The sequence below is a fragment of the Halomonas sp. HK25 genome, assembly GCF_047795635.1.
Taxonomy (GTDB): Bacteria; Pseudomonadota; Gammaproteobacteria; order Pseudomonadales; family Halomonadaceae; genus Halomonas.
This window is the reverse complement of the sequence record NZ_CP181044.1, coordinates 160,930-182,343: the sequence shown is the minus strand read 5'-3', so window position 1 is coordinate 182,343 and position 21,414 is coordinate 160,930. Positions and strand designations below refer to the sequence as shown.

Annotated in this window: 18 protein-coding genes and 2 tRNA genes; 3 read left to right on the top strand and 17 right to left on the bottom strand. The window is 66.8% G+C overall.

Features of this window, described 5'->3' with window-relative positions:
• Positions 1-3 precede the first annotated feature (3 nt).
• From nusA to rlmE, 10 genes are all read right to left on the bottom strand, one after another.
• Positions 4-1,494 carry a transcription termination factor NusA gene (gene nusA / locus ACM26W_RS00830; RefSeq protein WP_416138987.1) on the bottom strand — a complete coding sequence of 497 codons (1,491 nt, stop codon included), beginning with the start codon at positions 1,492-1,494 and terminating at the stop codon, positions 4-6.
• A 98-nt stretch (positions 1,495-1,592) separates the two neighbouring features.
• A complete protein-coding gene (rimP, locus tag ACM26W_RS00825) occupies positions 1,593-2,060 on the bottom strand; it encodes a ribosome maturation factor RimP (protein WP_416138986.1) in 468 nt (155 codons plus the stop codon).
• 246 nt (positions 2,061-2,306) lie between these two features.
• Positions 2,307-2,383, bottom strand: a tRNA-Met gene (locus ACM26W_RS00820).
• Between the two features lie 122 nt (positions 2,384-2,505).
• A tRNA-Leu gene (locus ACM26W_RS00815) sits at positions 2,506-2,592 on the bottom strand.
• A 30-nt stretch (positions 2,593-2,622) separates the two neighbouring features.
• Positions 2,623-2,982 carry a preprotein translocase subunit SecG gene (secG, locus tag ACM26W_RS00810; protein WP_416138985.1) on the bottom strand — a complete coding sequence of 120 codons (360 nt, stop codon included), beginning with the start codon at positions 2,980-2,982 and terminating at the stop codon, positions 2,623-2,625.
• Between the two features lie 4 nt (positions 2,983-2,986).
• Positions 2,987-3,736, bottom strand: a complete 750-nt coding sequence (gene tpiA, locus ACM26W_RS00805) for a triose-phosphate isomerase (RefSeq protein WP_416138984.1) — start codon at positions 3,734-3,736, stop codon at positions 2,987-2,989.
• A gap of 66 nt (positions 3,737-3,802) precedes the next feature.
• The gene (glmM, locus tag ACM26W_RS00800) at positions 3,803-5,158 is read right to left on the bottom strand and encodes a phosphoglucosamine mutase (RefSeq protein WP_416138983.1); all 1,356 of its coding nucleotides are present in this window, start codon (positions 5,156-5,158) and stop codon (positions 3,803-3,805) included.
• The gene (gene folP, locus ACM26W_RS00795) at positions 5,158-6,012 is read right to left on the bottom strand and encodes a dihydropteroate synthase (protein WP_416138982.1); all 855 of its coding nucleotides are present in this window, start codon (positions 6,010-6,012) and stop codon (positions 5,158-5,160) included. The genes glmM and folP overlap by 1 nt, the downstream gene beginning before the upstream one ends.
• 98 nt (positions 6,013-6,110) lie before the next feature.
• On the bottom strand, positions 6,111-8,099 hold the full coding sequence (gene ftsH, locus ACM26W_RS00790) for an ATP-dependent zinc metalloprotease FtsH (protein ID WP_416138981.1): 1,989 nt from the start codon (positions 8,097-8,099) through the stop codon (positions 6,111-6,113).
• 197 nt (positions 8,100-8,296) lie between these two features.
• A complete protein-coding gene (gene rlmE / locus ACM26W_RS00785) occupies positions 8,297-8,923 on the bottom strand; it encodes a 23S rRNA (uridine(2552)-2'-O)-methyltransferase RlmE (protein ID WP_416140787.1) in 627 nt (208 codons plus the stop codon).
• Positions 8,924-9,180: 257 nt separating this feature from the next.
• On the opposite strand from rlmE, the gene yhbY reads away from it, so the two are divergent.
• On the top strand, positions 9,181-9,507 hold the full coding sequence (yhbY, locus tag ACM26W_RS00780) for a ribosome assembly RNA-binding protein YhbY (protein WP_416138980.1): 327 nt from the start codon (positions 9,181-9,183) through the stop codon (positions 9,505-9,507).
• Positions 9,508-9,689: 182 nt separating this feature from the next.
• Here the strand turns inward: yhbY and greA are convergent, their stop codons facing one another.
• From greA to dapB, 4 genes are all read right to left on the bottom strand, one after another.
• The gene (greA, locus tag ACM26W_RS00775) at positions 9,690-10,166 is read right to left on the bottom strand and encodes a transcription elongation factor GreA (protein WP_416138979.1); all 477 of its coding nucleotides are present in this window, start codon (positions 10,164-10,166) and stop codon (positions 9,690-9,692) included.
• Positions 10,163-13,393, bottom strand: coding sequence for a carbamoyl-phosphate synthase large subunit (carB, locus tag ACM26W_RS00770; protein ID WP_416138978.1), 3,231 nt, complete (start codon positions 13,391-13,393; stop codon positions 10,163-10,165). Before carB ends, greA begins: the two co-directional genes overlap by 4 nt.
• A gap of 60 nt (positions 13,394-13,453) precedes the next feature.
• Positions 13,454-14,614: a glutamine-hydrolyzing carbamoyl-phosphate synthase small subunit gene (gene carA / locus ACM26W_RS00765; protein WP_416138977.1), complete on the bottom strand. Its 1,161-nt coding sequence runs from the start codon at positions 14,612-14,614 to the stop codon at positions 13,454-13,456.
• A gap of 326 nt (positions 14,615-14,940) precedes the next feature.
• On the bottom strand, positions 14,941-15,756 hold the full coding sequence (gene dapB / locus ACM26W_RS00760; protein WP_416138976.1) for a 4-hydroxy-tetrahydrodipicolinate reductase: 816 nt from the start codon (positions 15,754-15,756) through the stop codon (positions 14,941-14,943).
• A gap of 132 nt (positions 15,757-15,888) precedes the next feature.
• Between dapB and ACM26W_RS00755 the strand changes: the two genes are divergently transcribed.
• Positions 15,889-17,844 (top strand): MBL fold metallo-hydrolase, encoded by a 1,956-nt coding sequence (locus ACM26W_RS00755; RefSeq protein WP_416138975.1) that lies wholly within the window; start codon positions 15,889-15,891, stop codon positions 17,842-17,844.
• Positions 17,845-17,857: 13 nt separating this feature from the next.
• Here ACM26W_RS00755 and ACM26W_RS00750 read toward each other — a convergent pair whose 3' ends face one another.
• Both ACM26W_RS00750 and ACM26W_RS00745 read right to left on the bottom strand, forming a co-directional pair.
• The gene (locus ACM26W_RS00750; protein WP_416138974.1) at positions 17,858-18,769 is read right to left on the bottom strand and encodes a DMT family transporter; all 912 of its coding nucleotides are present in this window, start codon (positions 18,767-18,769) and stop codon (positions 17,858-17,860) included.
• Complete coding sequence (locus tag ACM26W_RS00745) at positions 18,766-19,044, bottom strand: DUF2218 domain-containing protein (protein ID WP_416138973.1); 279 nt, start codon at positions 19,042-19,044, stop codon at positions 18,766-18,768. The genes ACM26W_RS00750 and ACM26W_RS00745 overlap by 4 nt, the downstream gene beginning before the upstream one ends.
• A gap of 155 nt (positions 19,045-19,199) precedes the next feature.
• Between ACM26W_RS00745 and ACM26W_RS00740 the strand changes: the two genes are divergently transcribed.
• Entirely contained in the window at positions 19,200-20,144 is a 945-nt protein-coding gene (locus ACM26W_RS00740) for an HNH endonuclease (RefSeq protein ID WP_416138972.1), read from the top strand.
• 99 nt (positions 20,145-20,243) lie between these two features.
• Here ACM26W_RS00740 and dnaJ read toward each other — a convergent pair whose 3' ends face one another.
• Positions 20,244-21,398, bottom strand: a complete 1,155-nt coding sequence (gene dnaJ, locus ACM26W_RS00735; protein ID WP_416138971.1) for a molecular chaperone DnaJ — start codon at positions 21,396-21,398, stop codon at positions 20,244-20,246.
• Positions 21,399-21,414: the final 16 nt, after the last annotated feature.

The window sequence follows — 21,414 nt, the reverse complement described above, 5'->3', positions numbered from 1 at the left end:
GAGCTACTCGTGTTCAAACCAGGGCGCACGGGCGGTCATGATCAGTGCCGCGGCGCGCTCCTCGTCTATCCCCTCGATGTCCAACAGGTCATCGACGGACTGCTCGGCAAGATCCTCCATGGTGACGATCCCGCGGCTGGCCAGGATGAAGGCCAGGTGGCGCTCCATGCCGTCCATCTCCAGCAGGTCGTCGGCCGGCTGGGCGCCATCGAGCTCCTCCTCGGAGGCGATGGCCAGGTTGAGCAGCTCGTCCTTGGCGCGAGCGCGCAGCTCCTCGATGGTCTCCTCGTCGAACTCCTCGATCTCGAGCATCTCTTCCACCGGCACGTAGGCGATCTCCTCCAGAGAGGTGAAGCCTTCCTCAACCAGCAGGCGCGCGACATCGTCGTCGATATCCAGGTGCTGGATGAAGTGCTCGACCAGGCTGTCGACCTCCTGGTCGCGCTTGGTCTCGGCGTCGGCCTCGGTCATGACATTGATCCGCCAGCCGGTGAGCTCGGAGGCCAGGCGCACGTTCTGACCGCTACGACCGATGGCCTGGGCCAGGTTGTCTTCGGCGACCGCCACATCCATGGCGTGGGCGTCCTCGTCGACGAGAATGGAAGCGACGTCCGCCGGCGCCATGGCATTGATCACCAGCTGAGCAGGATTGTCATCCCACAGCACGATATCCACGCGCTCGTTCTGCAGCTCCGCGGAGACCGCCTGGACACGGGAACCGCGCATGCCCACACAGGCTCCCACCGGGTCGATGCGCCGATCGTTGGTCTTGACGGCGATCTTGGCCCGAGAACCGGGGTCACGAGCGGCGCCCTTGATCTCGATGAGCTGCTCGGCGATCTCCGGGACCTCGATGCTGAACAGCTCGATGATCAGCTCCGGGCAGGTCCGCGAGAGGATCAGCTGAGCGCCGCGGGCCTCGGGATCCACCTTGACCAGCAGCGCGCGAACCCGTTCGTTCATGCGGTAGCGCTCGCCGGGAATCATCTCACCGCGGGGCAGGAAGGCCTCGGCGTTCTCGCCCAGGTCGATGATCAGGCCGTCGCGGGTGGTCTTCTTGACGATGCCGGAGACCAGATCGCCTTCGCGATCGGCGTAGAGGCGCACCACCTCGGCCCGCTCAGCCTCGCGCACCTTTTGTACGATGACCTGCTTGGCGGTCTGGGCGGCGATCCGGCCGAAGTCGGCGTTCTCGATCTTCTCCTCGACCACATCGCCCAGCCCCAGGGGGGGGTCGCGACGCTCGGCAAAGGTGAGCTTGATCTCGTGGTCGGGGCCGTCGAAGTCGTCGTCTTCTACCACCGCCCAGCGGCGGAAGGTCTCGTAATCACCGGTGCGGCGATCAATGTGCACCCGCACGCTGGCTTCCTCGTCCTCGAAACGCTTGCGGGACGCGCTGGCCAGGGCCGCCTCGACGGCCTCGAAGATCACCTCGCGGGGAACTCCTTTTTCGTTGGAGATCGTTTCAACGACCGCCAGAATCTCTTTGCTCATGCCATTGCCTCGCCAGAAAACCTGTCCTCGAGCCTCATGCTCATCCAGCCGTGCCGACCGGTGGCCTGGTCATCAATCTTGACCATGAAACTTGACCATCAAACCTTGTCATCGAACCGCGGCACCACCTGTGCCTGGTCGATGCTGTCGATCGGAAAGCAGTACTCCTCACCCTCGACCTGGAGCAGCACCTCATCGCCCTCGACTCCGGCCAGCAGGCCCTGGAACTTGCGCCGCCCCTCGAAGGGTACCCGCAGCTTCAGCGCCACATCGTGGCCGCGATAGCGGGAAAACTGATCGAGGGTGTAGAGCGGACGATCCATCCCCGGAGAGGAGACCTCAAGGCGATACTCGCCGCGGACCGGGTCCTCGACGTCGAATATGGCACTCACCTGGCGGCTGATGTCGGCGCAGTCGTCGACGCTGACGCCATTCTCGTGATCGATATAGATCACCAGACGGGAGTGCTTGCCGTGGGATAGAAAATCGATGCCCCACAGTTCGAAGCCCATGGCGGTAACCACGGGTTCGATCATTGCGTGCAGTGCAGCATCCTTGATTGCCACGAAAAAATCGCTCCTACAGCCGTTGCATCAGGCACCTGGCCGGGAGTAAACGGGAAAGTCAGGTGGCTGATTGGCGTTGCCCGGAACAGCGGCGAGCGCTTGGCACCCTGCACGCTGCTAACAAAAAGCCCCTTCACAGGAAGGGGCTTTTACAAGAAATCTCTATACCACTCCGGCGACTTGGCTGCCCCTTCTCTTCAAACCCTAGCGCAATCGCTGAGATTCGAAAGGCGGCTGTCCGGAAGATGGTAGCGGGGACCGGATTTGAACCGATGACCTTCGGGTTATGAGCCCGACGAGCTACCAGACTGCTCCACCCCGCATCAATCTAGGTCGGTGATCTTACACATCGCCATGACTTTCGTCAAGGGATACCACCGCTATGCCAATCCCGCTTTTATGAAAGACCGCCTTGCTTGCGCAAGAAACGCTGCGGTATATCAGATGGTGCCGAAGGCGGGACTTGAACCCGCACGGCCATACGGCCACTACCCCCTCAAGATAGCGTGTCTACCAATTCCACCACTTCGGCATCAGGGGAGGCTGGAAACTGCCAAGCGACCTAGTCGTCGCTTCCCTCCAGCACTGGCGCTGCATTATCCATACCCTGGGCACTGTCGTCAAGGGTTGGAACGCTGCGCTGCTGCTCGATCAGGCGCGAATCGGGAATGCCGGCCTCGGGTGCCTGGCTCGCCTGGGAGGCATACCAGGCCAGGGCCAGGGAGGTGGCGAAGAAGGCGGCGGCCAGGAAGGCGGTGAACTTCGCCAGGAAGCCACCGCTGCCGCGAGAACCGAATACGGTCTGGGAGGCACCGCCACCGAAGGCGGCGCCGGCTTCGGCGCCCTTGCCCTGTTGCAGCAGGACGAGGACGACCAGGGCGATGGCGATCACCACGTGGATCATGAGAATGGCAACTTGCATGGAATCAACCTGCTGACTGACAGATGGCTAGGAAATCGTCGACCTTGAGTGAGGCACCGCCCACCAGGCCGCCGTCGATATCGGGTTGGGCGAGCAGCTCGGCGGCATTGCCGACGTTCATGCTCCCCCCGTAGAGAAGTCGGAGCCCTTCGGCCAGCTTCCGGTTGTAACTGGCCTGGTAGTCACGAATGCCGGCCATTACCTCCTGAGCCTGCTCCGGCGTGGCAGTGCGACCGGTACCGATGGCCCACACCGGCTCGTAGGCGATCAGGACGCGCGAGCGCTGTTCAGGCTCCAGGCGTGACATCGCGTAGCCCACTTGGCGCAGCACCACCTCCATGGTCTGACCAGCGTCGCGCTCCTCGAGGGTCTCCCCCACGCAGAGCACCGGCGTCAGGCCGACGCTGAGGGCGGCCAGCAGGCGATCGAAGACCTGCTCATCACCCTCGCGGTAGAGCTGGCGGCGCTCGGAGTGCCCCACCAGGGCATAGCGCACGCCGAACTCGCACAGCATGCGGCCGCTCACCTCGCCGGTATGTGCCCCGGAATGCAGCGGATTGAGCGACTGGGCGCCAAGCCGCAGCGGGGTGTCGGCGAAGGCGCGCTGCGCCGCTTCCAGGTAGGGAAACGGAGGAAAGACCACGACCTCGACTCCCTCCGGCAGCTCGGCCTCGGCAAAGGCACGACCGAAGGCCTCGACTAGATCGGCCGAGCCATTCATCTTCCAGTTGCCGGCAAGCAGCGGGGTACGCATCGACTGTTCTCTTTCAAGGTGGTGCGAAATGGTATAGGAGCGGCCCTGTCAAGACAACCGGCCCGCTCAGGCCAATAGCGCCTCGACCTCGGCGGCGATGCGACGCGCCAGGCCGTCCACATCCAGATGAGGGCGGCCCTCCACCATCACCCGGATCAGCGGCTCGGTGCCGGAGGGTCGCAGCAGCACGCGACCCTCGTCGCCCAGTTCGGCCTCCACCTCGGCCACCGCCGCCTGGAGTTCCGGGCGCTCCATGAGTATCGCGGCCTTGCTGCCCGGGGTGAGGCGGACATTGACCAGCGCCTGGGGTGCCTTCTCCAGGCCGGCCAGCAGGCGCTGCAGCGGCTTGTCCTCGCGGACCATGATCGCCAGCACCTGCAACGCCGAGACGATACCGTCGCCGGTGGTCTGCACATGGCCGCAGACGATGTGCCCCGAGGACTCGCCGCCGAGCTGCCAGCCCTTGCTGGCCAGGCGCTCCATCACGTAGCGGTCGCCCACCCTCGCGCGTTCGAAGGGCACACCCATCTCCTCGAAGGCCGCCGCCAGGCCGAAGTTGGACATCAGGGTACCCACCACGCCACCGCCCAGTGCGCCCCGGGCGTGGCGGTCACGGGCGATCAGGTAGAGAATGTCGTCGCCGTCAATCTCGCGACCGTCGGCATCCACCAGCAGCACCCGGTCGCCGTCCCCGTCGAAGGCCACGCCGAGGTCGGCGCCCTGCTGGATCACCGCGGCGCGCAGCGCTGCCGGATGAGTGGAGCCGACCTCCTTGTTGATGTTGAGGCCGTCCGGGCTCGCCCCAATCAGGCTTACCTCGGCGCCCAGCTCGCGGAACACGCTGGGCGCGATGTGGTAGGTCGCGCCATGGGCGCAGTCCAGCACCACCTTCAGGCCGGTGAGGCTGACCCGATCCGGCACCGTGGACTTGCAGAACTCGATATAGCGCCCGGCGGCATCATCGATGCGCGCCACCTTGCCGAGCCGGTCTGCCGCCACCGTGGTCAGCGGCTCATCGAGCATCCCCTCGATCTCCGCCTCGAGGGCGTCATCCAGCTTGGCCCCCGCGGTGGAGAAGAACTTGATGCCGTTGTCGGCGAAGGGGTTGTGCGACGCCGAAATCACGATGCCGGCATCGGCACGGAAGGTGCGGGTCAGGTAGGCGATGCCGGGCGTCGGCATGGGGCCCAGCAGGGCCACGTCCACGCCGGCGGCGGAGAGCCCCGCCTCCAGGGCCGACTCGAACATGTAGCCGGAGATCCGGGTGTCCTTGCCGATCAGCACTCGCGGGCGGCGCTTGCCGGCGCGCGCGGCCAGCACGCGGCCGGTGGCCCAGCCGAGCTTGAGCATGAAATCCGCCGTGATAGGGGGCTCGCCGACGGTGCCGCGGATCCCGTCGGTGCCAAAATAGCGTCGTGTCATCAGCATCCTTCCTTGAGTACGGCCCAGGTCATGTTCACCGCATCCACGCTGGGGGCCACATCGTGGACGCGCAGGATGCGAGCGCCGCGCTCCACCGCCAGGGCCGTCAACGCCAGCCCGCCGGGCAGGCGCTCCTCCACCGGACGCTCCAGCACCTTGCCGATCATGCTCTTGCGCGACATGCCAACCAGCAGCGGCAGCTCGAGCGTGGCCAGCCGCTCCAGGCGATTGAGCAGACGCAGATTGTGCTCCACGGTCTTGCCGAAGCCGAAGCCCGGATCGACCAGCAGGCGCTCGCGGCGCAGGCCGCCGGCCTCGCAGGCGGCGACACGTTCGGCGAGATAGTCGGCGACCGCCTCCTCGATGGGCACATCATAGCGGGGCGCCTGCTGCATGTCGCGGGGCTCCCCCTGGCGGTGCATCAGGCACACCGGCAGGCCGGCGCTAATGGCCGCGGCCAGCGCTCCCTCGCGCTCCAGGGAGCGCACATCATTGATCATGCCGGCACCCAGGGCCGCACTCTCGCGGATCACCTCGGGGCAGCTGGTATCCACCGAGACCAGGGCGTCCAATTCACGCACCAGCGCCTCCACCACCGGCGCGACCCGGTCGAGCTCCTGCTGGGGTGAGACTACGTCGGCGCCCGGCCGGGTCGACTCACCGCCCACGTCGATGATCGCCGCCCCCTCGGCCAGCATGCGCTCGGCGTGACGCAGGGCATCCTCCCGGGCCACATGGCGGCCACCGTCGGAGAAGGAGTCGGGGGTGACGTTGAGGATTCCCATCACCCGGGGGAAGGTGAGGTCGAGCCGGTGGCGGCCGCAGATCAGGGGGGCAGAGGTCGAATTCATCATCTATCGGAGCCTGGGGGTGTGCGAGACGGGGATTGACGGGACTTACAATGCGCAGGCGCCCCAAAAGGGGCGCCTGGCACAGGGGGGAGGCAGCGGGCTCAGGAGCCGGCAGGCCCGCCCAGCGGGTCGGAGGGGCGACGGTGGGGCTCGTCGTCATCCTCCTCGTCGCCGTCGACCTCGTCCGGGGCCTCCGGCGCCGCCTCGGCGGCGGGCTCTTCGGTCACCGGGGCGCCGGGGCCGGAGGAGTCACCGTCCTCCCAGTCCTTGGGCGGGCGCGGCTCACGGCCTTCCATGATGTCCTTGAGCTGCTCGGCATCGATGGTCTCGTACTTCATCAGCGCCTCGGCCATGGCGTCGAGCTTGTCGCGGTTCTCCTCGAGGATCTGGCGCGCCTGGTCGTAGCAGCCGTCGATCACCTTGCGCACCTCCTTGTCGAGCTTGGAGATGGTCTCGCCGGACTTCATCTTGCTGCCACCCTGGCCCGGAGCGCCGAGAAACTGGTGAGACTCGTCCTCGTCGTACATGATCGGCCCCATCTCATCGGAGAGGCCCCACTTGGCGACCATGTTGTGGGCCAGTTCGGTGGCGCGCTTGATGTCATTCGAGGCCCCCGTGGTCACCCCGTTGGGCCCCAGGGTCATCTCCTCGGCGATGCGGCCGCCGAACAGCGAGCAGATCTGGCTGAGGATCTGCTGGCGCGACAGGCTGTAGCGATCCTGCTCGGGCAGGAACATGGTCACGCCCAAGGCGCGGCCACGTGGGATGATGGTCACCTTGTAGACCGGATCGTGCTCCGGCACCACCAGGCCGATGATGGCATGGCCAGACTCGTGGTAGGCGGTGTTGAGCTTCTCCTTCTCGGTCATGACCATGGAGCGGCGCTCGGCGCCCATCATGATCTTGTCCTTGGCCAGCTCCAACTCCTCCATGCCCACCAGGCGCTTGTTGCGCCGCGCGGCGAACAGCGCGCCCTCGTTGACCAGGTTGGCCAGGTCGGCGCCGGAGAAGCCCGGGGTGCCGCGGGCGATCAGGGACGGCTTGACGTCATCGGCCAGCGGCACCTTGCGCAGGTGAACGTTGAGGATATGCTCGCGGCCACGAATATCGGGCAGCGGCACCACCACCTGGCGGTCGAAGCGGCCCGGGCGCATCAGCGCGGGGTCCAGCACGTCGGGGCGGTTGGTGGCAGCGATGACGATGATGCCCTCGTTGGCCTCGAAGCCGTCCATCTCCACCAGCAGTTGGTTGAGGGTCTGCTCGCGCTCGTCGTTGCCGCCGCCCATGCCAACCCCGCGGGAACGGCCCACGGCATCGATCTCGTCGATGAAGATGATGCAGGGCGCCTGCTTCTTGGCCTGCTCGAACATGTCGCGAACGCGGGAGGCGCCCACGCCGACAAACATCTCGACGAAGTCGGAACCGGAGATCGAGAAGAACGGCACCTTGGCCTCGCCGGCGATGGACTTGGCGAGCAGCGTCTTGCCGGTGCCCGGCGGGCCCACCATCAGCACGCCGCGGGGTATGGTGCCGCCGAGGCGCTGGAACTTGGTGGGATCACGCAGGAAATCGACCAGTTCCTCGACCTCCTCCTTGGCCTCGTCGCAGCCCGCCACGTCGGCGAAGGTCGTCTTGATCTGGTCCTGGGAGAGCAGCTTGGCCTTGGACTTGCCGAAGCTCATCGGCCCGCCCTTACCGGCGCCGCCGCCCTGCATCTGGCGCATGAAGAACATGAAGATCGCCAGGATCAGCAGAATCGGGAAGCTGGCGATCAACAGCCGTGTCCAGATGCTCTGCTGTTCCGGCTCCTTGCCCACCACGGTGACGCTATTGGAGAGCAGGTCGTCGATCAGCTTGGGATCCTCCGCCGCGGGGCGAATGGTCTGGAACGAGGAGCCGTCGGTGCGCTCGCCGCTGATCTTGTAGCCGTCGATGGTGACGCTGCGCACCTGCTGGTTCTGCACCTGCTGGACGAACTGGGAATAGTTCATCGACTGAGGTGAGCTGTCGACGCTGAAGTTGTTGAACACCGTCAGCAGCACTGCCGCGATGACCAACCACAGAATCAAGTTCTTCGCCATATCGTTCAAGGGACTACCCTCAGTATCAGTAATCTGTCGGCCACATATGCGCCTGGCACATTGGACACTACATGAGCAGGCCGCGTTCGGCCACCGCCGGCGCCTCGGCGCGGACGGTCCACCTCGGGCGCCACTTTGACACAGTTGCGCACCGCTGTCCGGCAATCACCCCGGTAGGCCAGGCCTATCGGGGCGGTCTGTCGCCATCAGCCGCGGAAGCCCTGCGCCAGCAGGTAGACCTCGCGAGAGCGTGCCCGGGAAGCGCCCGGCTTGCGGGTCACCACCCGGGTAAAGCGCTCGCGCAGGATCTTCAGGTATTCGTCGAAGCCTTGGCCCTGGAACACCTTGGCCAGGAAGGTGCCACCGGGACGCAAGGTCTGACCGGCCAGGTCCAGCGCCAGTTCCACCAGGACCATCGCCTGGGGCTGGTCGATGGCGGCCATGCCACTCATGTTGGGAGCCATGTCGGACATCACCAGGTCCACCGGACGCTCGCCCAGCACGCCGAGAATCGCCTCGAGGACGGCCTCCTCGGTGAAGTCCCCCTGAAGGAAGTCGACGCCGGCAAGGGCGTCCATCTCGAGGATGTCGGAGGCGATCACCACCCCCTCGGAGCCCACCTTCTCGGCCGCCACCTGGCTCCAACCGCCGGGGGCGGCGCCCAGGTCGATCACCGTCATGCCGGGCTTGAAGAGGCGATCCTTGTCGTCCAACTCCAGCAGCTTGTAGCTGGCCCGGGAGCGGTAGCCCTCCTGCCAGGCGCGCTGAACGTACTGGTCGTCGAAGTGCTCCTTCAGCCAGCCCTTGCTGGTCTTGCTGACCGGGCTCTTGATGACAGAGCTCTTGCTGGCCGGCGCCTTGCCGGGAGCGGGGGATGTTGTGCGGGAACGAGCCACGGCATCACCAGGATGTGGAGGATAACGGACAGGCGCTGGAGCGACATGCGGGAGGCACAGCGGCTTTGGCCGGCCCTTCGAAACGGAGCCAGGCCCGGAGCTGCGCTGGGCAACATTTCACCAAGGCCATTTTCGGCATGGCAATTTACGCGTACTATGATCGGCTGCGCGCAACCGGGAAGACGCAAGATACCATGAGCTTGTCACAGGCACAAAAGAAGGCATTTCGCAGCATCGGCCACCACCTGAACCCGGTGGTGACGGTCTCCGAGAACGGCATCTCCGAGGGAGTGCTGGCGGAGTTCAACCGGGCGCTCTCCGACCATGAGCTGATCAAGGTGAAGCTGGCCCTGCCGGAGCGCGACGACCGCGCCGCCATGCTGCAGGAACTGGTTGCCGTCAGCGGCGCCGAGCTGGTGCAGACCATCGGCAAGATGGCGCTGCTTTATCGCCGCAACCCGCAGGTCAATCCGAAGCTCTCCAACGTCCAGCGCTTCGAGGGGCATCACGGCCGGCACTGACCACGCTTCGCGCGAGCTGGAAGCTGGAAGCTGGAAGCTGGAAGCTGGAAGCTGGAAGCTGGAAGCTGGAAGCTGGAAGCTGGAAGCCAGCATGACTCACCAGCCGTCATACGAAACACCCCCGCAGCCAGGCTGCGGGGGTGTTTTTCTTCAAGCTTCCAGCTTAAGGCTTCGAGCTTGGGTCAGAGGTGCTGGACGCCGCCAATCTCGTACTCGACGTTGCCGCCGGGGGTCTTGACCACCACCACATCGCCCTCCTCCTTGCCGATCAGGGCGCGGGCGATGGGTGAGGTGACCGAGATCAGCCCGGATTTGATGTCGGCCTCGTCCTCCCCGACGATGCGATACCGCACCTGCTCGTCGGTATCGAGGTTGATCAGCTCCACGGTGACGCCGAAGATCACCTTGCCGGTCCGGGGCAGCTTGGTGACGTCGATCACCTGGGCGCTACCCAGCTTGCCCTCGATCTCCTGGATGCGCCCTTCGATGAAGCCCTGCTGCTCGCGAGCGGCATGGTACTCGGCGTTCTCCTTGAGATCACCGTGCTCACGAGCCTCGGCGATGGCGGCAATCACCCTCGGGCGCGCCTCGCTCTTGAGCTGCTCGAGCTCCTTGCGCAGACGCGCCTCTCCGACAACAGTCATCGGGACCTTGTTCATTGTGCAGCTCCTGCATGCAAATCCTGAAGCCGCCGCACCGTGATCTCGTTGCCATACGCCAGCGCCATGCAAACGGCACTGGCCCCTGCCAGGGTGGTGGCGTAGGGAACCTTGCGGGCAAGCGCGGTGCGGCGGATCACCGAGGAGTCCTGGATCGCCTGGCGACCCTCGGTGGTATTGACGATATAGGCGATGTCGTCATTCTTGAGCAGATCGACGATATGCGGACGGCCTTCGAAGACCTTGTTCACGACCTCGACGTCGATACCGGCGGCCTTGAGGGCGGCGGCGGTACCGCGGGTCGCGCACAGGGTGAAGCCCAATGTTACCAGAGAACGCGCCACCTCGATAACACCGGCCTTGTCGGGCTCGCGCACCGAGAGAAACGCCTTGCGGTCGCCATCGACGGGCGGAATCGCCTCGCCGGCGCCCAGCTGAGCCTTGTAGAAGGCCTCGGCGAAGGTGTCGCCACTGCCCATCACCTCGCCGGTGGACTTCATCTCCGGCGACAGGATCGGGTCGACGCCCGGGAACTTGTTGAACGGGAAGACCGCCTCCTTGACGCTGAAGAAGTGCGGCACAATCTCGCGGGTGAAGCCCTGCGCCTCGAGGCTGGTGCCGGCCATGCAGCGGGCGGCGATCTGGGCCAGGGAGGTGCCGATGCACTTGGAGACGAAGGGGACGGTACGCGAGGCACGCGGATTGACCTCGATGACGTAGATCTCGCCGTCCTGCCAGGCCAGCTGCACGTTCATCAGACCCTTGACGCCCAGCTCCACGGCCATCTGCCTGACCTGATCGCGCATCTCGTCCTGCACCTCGGCGGGCAGCGAGTAGGGCGGCAGCGAGCAGGCGGAGTCGCCGGAGTGCACCCCGGCCTGCTCGATATGCTGCATGATGCCGCCGATCACCACCTGTTTGCCGTCGCTGACCGCATCGATGTCGATCTCGATGGCGGCGTTGAGGAAGTGGTCGAGCAGCACCGGGGAATCGTTGGAGACCTTGACCGCGTGGGTCATGTAGTTCTCCAGCTCCGAGGCATCGTAGACGATCTCCATGGCGCGGCCGCCCAGCACGTAGCTGGGACGCACGACCAGCGGGTAGCCGATGGCCTCGGCCTTGGCGAAGGCCTCCTCGAAGCTGCGCGCGGTGGCGTTGGGCGGCTGCTTGAGGCCCAGCTTCTCGATCATCTGCTGGAAGCGCTCACGGTCCTCGGCGCGGTCGATGGCGTCCGGGGTGGTGCCGATGATCGGCACCCCGGCGGCCTCCAGCTCGCGAGCCAGCTTCAGCGGGGTCTGGCCGCCGAACTGCACGATCACGCCCACCGGCTGCTCCTTGTCGGCGATCTCCAGCACGTCTTCGAGCGTGACCGGCTCGAAATAGAGGCGATCCGAGGTGTCATAGTCGGTGGAGACCGTCTCCGGGTTGCAGTTGACCATGATGGTCTCATAGCCGTCGTCGTGCATGGCGAAGGCGGCGTGGACGCAGCAGTAGTCGAACTCGATGCCCTGGCCGATGCGGTTGGGCCCGCCGCCCAGCACCATGATCTTCTTGCGATCGCTGACATCGGCCTCGCACTCCTCCTCATAGGTGGAGTACATATAGGCGGTATCCGAGGCGAACTCGGCGGCGCAAGTATCCACCCGCTTGTAGACCGGGCGGATGCCGGCCTCCTGGCGGGTCTTGCGGAACTCCTTCTCGGAGACGCCGAGCAGACTGGCCAGCCGCGCGTCCGAGAAGCCCTTGCGCTTGAGCCGGAACAACTCCCGAGCATCGAGCTCGGAGAGCGAGCGCCTGGCCACCTCGGCCTCGGTGGCCACCAGGTCCTCGATCTGCACCAGAAACCAGCGGTCGATCTTGGTCAGCGCGAAGATCTCCTCAACGCTCATCCCCGCACGCATGGCGTCGGCCACGAAGAAGATACGCTCGGCACCGGCAGCCTGCAGCTCGCCCTTGATATGCGCCAAAGCGTCCTCGGTGAAGTCAGTGACGATAGGATCGAGGCCGTCGTTGCCGGTCTCCATGCCGCGCAGCGCCTTCTGCAGCGACTCCTGGAAGGTCCGCCCGATCGCCATCACCTCGCCCACCGATTTCATCTGGGTAGTGAGGCGGTCGTTGGCCTGGGGGAACTTCTCGAAGGTGAAGCGCGGGATCTTGGTGACCACATAGTCGATGGAGGGCTCGAACGAGGCCGGGGTGCGACCCCCGGTGATGTCGTTCTGCAGCTCATCCAGGGTATAGCCCACCGCCAGCTTGGCGGCGATCTTGGCGATCGGGAAGCCGGTGGCCTTGGAGGCCAGTGCCGAGGAGCGTGACACCCGCGGATTCATCTCGATCACCACCAAGCGACCGGTGTCGGGATCCACGCCGAACTGCACGTTGGAGCCGCCGGTCTCGACGCCGATCTCGCGCAGCACCGCAAGCGATGCATCGCGCATGATCTGGTACTCCTTGTCGGTCAGCGTCTGGGCCGGGGCCACGGTGATGGAATCGCCGGTGTGCACGCCCATGGGGTCGAAGTTCTCGATAGCGCAGACGATGATGCAATTGTCGTGCTTGTCGCGCACGACCTCCATCTCGTACTCCTTCCAACCCAGCAGCGACTCGTCGATCAGCAGCTCATGGTTGCTGGAGAGCTCGAAGCCGCGGGTACAGATCTCCTCGAACTCCTCCTTGTTGTAGGCCACCCCGCCGCCGGAGCCGCCCATGGTGTAAGAGGGGCGAATGATGGTGGGAAACCCCAGTTCGGCCTGGATACGCCAGGCCTCTTCCATGCTGTGGGCCACCTCGGCCTTGGGGCACTCCAGGCCAATGCGCCGCATGGCCTGGTCGAAGAGGTCGCGGTCCTCTGCCATGTTGATGGCATCGGCATTGGCACCGATCATCTCCACGCCGTACTTGGCCAGCACGCCGTGCTTTTCGAGGTTCAGTGCGCAGTTGAGGGCGGTCTGGCCGCCCATGGTGGGCAGGATGGCGTCCGGGCGCTCGGCCTCGATGATCTTCTCCACCACCTGCCAGGTGATCGGCTCGATATAGGTGGCATCAGCCATGGCCGGGTCGGTCATGATGGTGGCCGGGTTGGAGTTGACCAGGATGACCCGGTAGCCCTCCTCGCGCAGCGCCTTGCAGGCCTGGGCGCCGGAGTAGTCGAATTCGCACGCCTGGCCGATGACGATGGGGCCGGCGCCAATGATCAGGATGCTCTGGATGTCGGTACGCTTGGGCATGGTGCTTCCCGCAGAATAAAGGTGACGAGGGGCGACGTGTCTCTGGCTATATACCCAGGCTCAGGCCTGGCGGGCCTTCATCATCTCGACGAAGCGGTCGAACAGCGGCGCGACGTCCTTCGGGCCGGGGCTAGCTTCCGGGTGGCCCTGGAAGCTGAACGCCGGGCGGTCGGTGCGCTCGATCCCCTGCAGGGTGCCGTCGAACAGCGAACGATGGGTGGCACGCACATTGGCTGGCAGGCTCGCCTCGTCGGCGGCGAAGCCGTGGTTCTGGCTGGTGATCATCACCTTGCCGGTGTCGAGGTCCTGCACCGGGTGGTTGGCACCATGGTGGCCATGGCCCATCTTCACCGTCTTCGCGCCGCTGGCCAGCGCCAGCAGCTGGTGGCCCAGGCAGATGCCGAACACCGGAATCTCGGTCTCGAGGATCTCGCCGATCGCCTTGATGGCGTAGTCGCAGGGCTCGGGGTCGCCCGGGCCATTGGCCAGGAAGATGCCGTCCGGGTTCATCGCCAGCACCTCGGCCGCCGGGGTCTGGGCGGGCACCACGGTGAGGCGGCAGCCGCGGGAGGCGAGCATGCGCAGGATGTTGCGCTTGACGCCAAAATCGTAGGCGACCACGTGAAAAGGGCGCTCGGCCTTTCCATCAGAACCGGAGGCATCGGCATAGCCCTCGCCCAGGGTCCACTCGCCCTCGCTCCACTCGTAGGGAGTCTGGCAGGAAACCACCCTGGCCAGGTCCATCCCCTTGAGGCCGGGGAAGGCGCGGGCGGCGGCCAGAGCACGCTCGACGGCGTCGTCGCCCTCGGCATCAAAGCCGGCCAGGATCGCCCCGTTCTGGGCGCCCTTGTCGCGAAGGATGCGAGTCAGCCGGCGGGTATCGATCTCGGCGATGCCCAGCACGTTCTGGCTCTTGAGATAGTCGGAGAGGGTCTGCTCGCAGCGGAAGCTGCTGGCCGCAAGCGGCAGGTCGCGGATCACCAGGCCGGCGGCGGCGATGGCGCCGGACTCGACGTCCTCGGCGTTGACGCCGGTGCTGCCGATATGGGGATAGGTCAGGGTGACGATCTGACGGGTATAGGAGGGATCCGTGAGAATCTCCTGATAGCCTGTCATTGCCGTATTGAACACCACCTCACCGCTGGTCTGTCCATCGGCACCGATGGCCGTGCCATGAAACACACTGCCGTCTTCCAGGGCCAGTATCGCGGGTTTGTTCAATGCAACGTCCTCCCATGTTTTTACAGACGGCCATCAGAGACAACGCGTCCAGGAATAGTGCTGGGTCATGGCCGGGCCCCGATTGGCCCCCCCCCGGGTGGCCGGCCCGCGGATGGCCGCCCCGCAAAAAAGCGGGACGAAACCCGATAAAGACCGGTTTCATCCCGCTTGTTGTCATTCGCTCGGAACTGATTAGCTCAGCACACTGGGGGCCGAAGCAACAAGCGCGCTGAAGGGGGCTTTCGCCCATGCGCCCGGCCAAAATTTTCCGGATATTACAGGAAACGCCGCACTTCGACTACCCCTTTAGTCGAGACCCAGTGAGTTCAGACACGGTCTGTCAGACCCAGCACATCCTGCATAGCGTAGCGGCCCTTGTCCTGGTCGGCCACCCAGCGGGCGGCACGCACCGCGCCCTTGGCAAAGGTCATGCGGCTCGAGGCCTTGTGGGTGATCTCGATGCGCTCGCCCTCGGTGGCGAACATCACGGTGTGCTCGCCGATGATGTCGCCGGCGCGCACGGTGGCGAAGCCGATCTCCTTGTCGGTGCGCGGCCCGCACTGCCCCACCCGCTCGAAGACGCCGTGCTCCTTGAGGGTGCGGCCGAGGCTCTCGGCCACCACCTCGCCCATCTTGAGCGCGGTGCCGGAGGGAGCGTCGACCTTGTGGCGGTGGTGCGCCTCGATCACCTCGATGTCGTAGCCCTCGTCGCCCAGCGCCTTGGCCGCGGTCTCCAGCAGCTTCAGGGTCAGGTTGACGCCCACGCTCATGTTGGGGGCGAATACGAAGGGCAACTTCTCGCCGTAGCCATCCAGCTCGGCCAGCTCCTCATCGGACAGGCCGGTGGTACCGATCACCATGCGCTTGCCGCGCTCGGCGCAGAAGGCCAGGTTGGACAACGTCACTTGCGGCGCGGTGAAATCGATCAGCACGTCGAAATCATCGACGATCGCCTCGAGCGAATCCACGGCACTCACCCCCAGACTGCCGACCCCGGCCAGCTCGCCGATGTCGGCACCGACCAGCGTACTGCCAGGCTCGACGATGCCGCCGGCCAGGGTGGCGCCGTCAGCCTGCAGCACGGCGTTGACCAGGGTGCGGCCCATGCGGCCGGCGACACCGACGATGGCGATACGGGTCATGTGGACTCCTGTGAAAGCGGTAGCGGTTCGAGAATGGGCGCCAGTATACCAGAGCGCTCCGCCGCCGCGCCTCCGCGCAACTCCCGGGCGAATTGCCCACACTGCAGGCAAGCCCACGCGGAGCCTGCGACCATGCCCCCGACATCCGACGCGCTGCCCCCCGACCACCCACTGCCGGCGCTGCTGCGTCGCGGAGCGCGGGTGCTGATGGCCGGCCCCTCCGGCAGCGGCAAGACCACCCTGGCCCGGGCCGCAACCGCGACCCTGGCCAGGGAGGGCCTCAGCTGCCGCTGCTTGAGTGCCGACCCCGGCCTGCCGGGGTTCGGGCCACCCGGGGCCGCCTGCCTGGGGCGCTGGGAAGACGGAGAGTGGCGACTGGAGGCGATCGCCGCCCTGGCCAGCCTGGACGCCGCCCGCTTCCGGCTGCCGCTGGCCGATGGGGTGCTCCGCCTGGCGCGGCGGGTACCCGAGGGGCCGCTGCTGGTCGACATGCCCGGCGTGATGCGCGGCGTGGCCGGTGCCGAGCTACTGCCGGCCCTGGCCGCCGTCGCCGGGCTGGACACCCTGCTGCTTCTGGCCCATGACGATGCCCCGCTGACGCTCGAGGCGGAGTGCCGCGCCCTCGGGCTCGAGCGGCAGCGGCTGACACCCTCACCCCGCGCCCGCCACCCCGGACGCCAGCAGCGCACCCGGCGCCGCACCCAGGTCTGGAACGACTGGCTGCGCGAGGCCGGGTTGCATTCGTTCGACCTCAAGGCCCTGCCGATCATCGGCACGCCCCCGCGCGACCAGGGCCCCGAGGCGTGGTGCGGCCGCCAGGTCGGCCTGCTCGACGCCCGTGGCGACACCCTGACGCTGGGCGAGATCGTCGCCCTGGAGAGCGGCAGGCTGACGGTGAAGGCCCCGGCGCCGACGCACCCGCCGGTCGCCCTGGTGGTCCGCGATGCCCGTCGCCGGGAGGACAGCCTGCTCGGCACGGCACGCCCCTATGCCGCAGAGCCCGCCCCATCTCCGGAAGCGGCACAGCCGGAGACCCTGCCCCTGCCTCCGCGGGCCGGCGAGCGTCCGGTGGTGCACCTGGACAGCGCCACGGCCACGCTGCTCAACGGCACCTTCGGCGATCCGCTGCTGCACCTGCGCCTGACCCACCAGCAGCGCAGCCTGCTGTTTGACCTGGGCGACCCGGGCCGGCTGCCGGCGCGGCTGGCCCACCAGGTCAGCGATGTCTTCATCAGCCATGCCCACTTCGACCATATCGGCGGCTTCCCCTGGCTGCTGCGCTCACGGATCGGTGATTTCCCTCCCTGTCGCCTCTTCGGGCCGCCGGGGCTGATCGACCACCTGGCCTGCATGCTGCGGGGAATCCTCTGGGACCGGGTCGGCGACCGGGCGCCGCGCTTCGAGGTGTCCGAGCTGCACGGCGAGCGCCTGGAGCGGGCCAGCCTGGTGGCCGGGCGTCCTCCCGCCCCACTACCACCCCGGGACGCGCCACGCGGGCTGCTGCATCAGGAGCCGGAGTTCCGGGTGCGCGCCGCGACCCTGGACCACGGCACCCCGGTGCTGGCCTTCTCCTTCGAACCCGACCTCCAGGCCCGGGTCCGCCAGGAGCGGGTGGCGGCCCACGGCTGGGCGCCGGGACCCTGGCTGGGTGAGCTCAAGCACCGACTGCTGGCCGGCGAGGCGACGGCCCGGATCACCCTGCCCGACGGCCAGTCCTGGCGGGTCGACCGCCTGGCGGACGCCCTGCTGCTGGTCCGTCCGGGGCAGCGCCTGGTCTACGCCACGGACCTGGGTGACACGCCGGCCAACCGTCGGCGGCTGACCGCGTTCGCCCGTGGCGCGCGAGTGCTGTTCTGCGAGGCCCCCTTCCTGGATGGGGAACGGGAAAAGGCTCGCAGCACCGGGCACCTGACCGCCCGAGCCTGCGGTGAGATCGCCGCAGCCGCCGGCGTGGCGAGGCTGGTGCCCTTCCACTTCTCGCGCCGTCATACCGGGGAGGCCGAGGAGATCCACGCCGAGATCGCCCGCCACTTCACCCCGGCAGACACGGCGGACGGCGAACCATCCAACAGCGAACCCGCAGGGTAGGCACACGCAACGCTCAGCGATGGACCGCGGCCCCCTCGTGGCGCAGCAGCAGTCCGATCGCCAGCAGCACCAGCAGGCTGCCGGGCAGCCAGATCCAGCCGAAGCGATCCGGCGCCTGCATGAACAGCAGCAGCATGGAGACGAAAGGCACCAGGTAACCGTAGGCGGTGACCACACCGGGTGTCAGCGTCGCCGTGGCACGCTGCATCAGCCAGAAGGTCAGGGCGCTGGAGAAGAGCCCCAGGTAGACCAGCAGCGCCAGGTCGCGGACGCTCATGGTGGCCAGTACGGCCAGCGGTTCGACCAGGAGCCCGACCAGGCCGATCAATACGCCGCCGGCGCCCAGGCTCCAGAAGGTACGCACCGCCGCCGAGGCCGGCAGGCGCCCCGTGGCCAGCCCCCACTTGCTGAGCACCGGATAGAGCGCCGTGGAGAGACAGCCCAGGAAGAACACCGCCTCGCCGATGCCGACGCGCAGGCACCCGCCCTGCTGCCACGCCTCGGCGACGGCCAGCCCCAGGGCGCCGGCGGCCCCCAGCGCCAGGATCGCCGGCAACCGCCAGCCCGAACGTTCCACACGCAGGCTCAGCCCCAGGAGGAAGGCCAGCAGCGGCACGGTCACGAAGAGGGTCGCCATGGAGAGCGCCGTGGCGTGGTGGGCCGCCCAGAACATGGCGCCGAAGAAGCCGGCCAGGCAGAGACCCATCAGGGCGTAGAGCGGCAGCAGACGCCAGGGCGGCAGAAACTCCGGCGAGCGGCGCGCCAGCCACCACAGGGCGCTGCAGGCGATGGCGAAGCGCAGGGCGGTGAGCGACAACGGCGGCAGCTCGCTCATCAGCCCCACCGCGGGAAACGACAGCCCCACCAGCACCGCCCACAGCAGCATGCCCAGGTGGGCAGCCGCCGGGGTGATCTCGTTGGTCACGCCTCCCAGACGATATCCAGCTCGACGCCCTTCAATGCATCCAGAGCGGCATCTACCTCCCACTCCAGCCGATCGTGGACACCGTCCTCGACCGCCTCCACGACCACCATCAGCTTGTCGGGCTCGGCCACCAGGTAGCAGCTACCGGCGTCGAAGCGCACCTCAACGCGGTGATCATGACGTTCCACGTCATGATCGGCAGACCAGCGTTGGCAGAGCTGATCGATCAGGACCTCGGCGTCCTCGGCGGGAATCTCGGCGCGTGAAATCGGCATGGCGGTCACCTTCTGAAGGAATATCGAGCTATCAGCCTATGCTGCCATCGACGCTATCGCCAAGTGGCGATTTCAGCAGAGAACCCAGCCACGGCAGGCGTCGATGCCGACGTGATACCGTATCGCCATGTCAACAGGGACGAGAGAGGTACGACATGGTCGATGCGCTTGGCTGCCTGACGCGCCTCAGGGTTGGACGCAGCCGCGGCCGGCCGGCTCCCAACAAGCCCTGCCTGCTGCTGGCGATCATCTGCGAGACCCAGGCGGGGCATATCACCTCGCCCCGGGTCGCCATCGATGACCGGCTGATCGCTCGGTATCACGACCTCTATGAAACAGCCACAGGAAGCAGGCAGTCGGCCAACCCTCAGCTCCCCCTCTGGCATCTGAGAAATGATCAGGGCCCAACGGGTCCCCTCTGGTCGCCAGAGTTCACGGACGACCTGGGCGCCCTGGAGGCACAGCTCGGCCAGCCCAAATCCATCGCACAGGTCCAGGAACGCTTCAGCACGGCCCGGCTGGACCCAGCGCTATTCAAGGCGCTGCGGAGCGACCAGAACGCACGAGAGGCCTGCGCCCTTCTGGTGACTCGCTACTTCTCCGCCGACCCGAAGGCCCACGACGACTTGCACACCTACCTGGCCACAACACTGGAGAGCGGTAGCTATGAGCGGCACCCCGAACGCCTCGCAGGTGGTGTGAGGGAAGAGAGCCAGAAATATGCCCGCTCCGCGGCCTTTCGCTCCTTGGTGCTGGAGGCCTACGACTACAGCTGCGCGGCCAGCCGCCTGCGCTGCATCACGCCGGACTACCGCTACCTGGTGGAGGCGGCCCACCTGGTGCCCTTCGCCGAGAGCCAGGACGACCGTCCGGTGAATGGCATCGCGCTGACGCCCAATCTGCACTGGGCCATGGATAGCTACCTGATCGCCCCCGGCCCGGACCATCGCTGGCACGTCAGCCCGGCGTTGGACACGCGCGAGACGAACAATCTGTGGCTCTGCGAGCTGGACGGCAAGCCGCTAGTCCCGCCTCGGGACCCACGCTGGCAGCCGGACCGCGACGCCTTGGCCTGGCGGCTGGACCACCTGCAGCGCTAAAGGCACCGGGCCAGGCCGTGGGCTCGACCTTGAACGCGACTGGGCCCCGGCATCTTGCGATGCCGGGGCCCGGGCTGTCTCTGCGAGGAGCGATGCCGCTTAGGGCTTCATATCCTCGAAGAACTTCTTCACGCCGTCGAAGAAGCCGCTCTTCTTGGGCGAGTGGTGGGCGCTGTTGGTGCCGCCGAGGCTCTCCTGGAACTGGCGCAGCAGCTCCTTCTGGTCCTCCTTGAGCTTGACCGGGGTCTCGATCACCACCTTGCACAGCAGGTCGCCGGGGGCGCCGCCGCGCACCGGCTTGACGCCCTTGCCGCGCAGGCGGAACAGCTTGCCGGTCTGGGTCTCGGGCGGGATCTTGAGCTTCACCCGGCCGTCCAGGGTCGGCACCTCCAGCTCGCCACCCAGGGCCGCATCGACGAAGTTGATCGGCACCTCGCAGTGCAGGTGCTTGCCGTCGCGCTGGAAGATATGGTGCGGCTTGATGTGCACCTGAACATAGAGATCCCCGGGCGGCCCACCGTTGAGGCCCGCCTCGCCCTCGCCGTTGAGACGAATGCGATCGCCGGTGTCGACGCCGGCGGGGATCTTCACGGACAGCGTGCGAGTCTCGCGCACGCGGCCCTCGCCGTTGCACTTGTGGCAGGGCACCTTGATGTGCTGACCGGAGCCGTGGCAGGTCGGGCAGGTCTGCTGCACGGCGAAGAAGCCCTGCTGCATGCGCACCTGGCCGTGGCCGGCACAGGTCGGGCAGGTCTCCTTGCTGGAACCCGGCTCGGCGCCCTGACCGTCGCAGCGCTCGCACTCCACGTGGCGCGGCACGCGGATGTCGACGCTGGTACCGGCCACCGCGCTCTCGAGGTCGAGCTCGAGGTTGTAGCGCAGGTCGCTGCCGCGGGCCGGGGCGTTGGGATGGCGACGACCACCGCCAGCGCCACCGAAGATGTCGCCGAACACATCGCCGAAGATGTCACTGAAGCCCCCGGCACCCGCACCGCCGAAGCCACCACCGCCGAAGCCGCCGGCCTGGCCGTCGACGCCGGCATGGCCGAACTGGTCGTAGGCCGCGCGCTTCTCGCTGTCGGTGAGCACCTCGTAGGCCTCGGAGACCTCGCGAAACTTCTCCGCCGACGCTTCGTCGTCCGGGTTGCGGTCGGGGTGTAACTTCTGGGCGAGTCGCCGGTAGGCCTTCTTGATCTCTTTCTGGTCGGCACCGCGCTCTACGCCCAGCACCTCGTAATAATCACGTTTGGACATGGATCGGTCCGCCTCC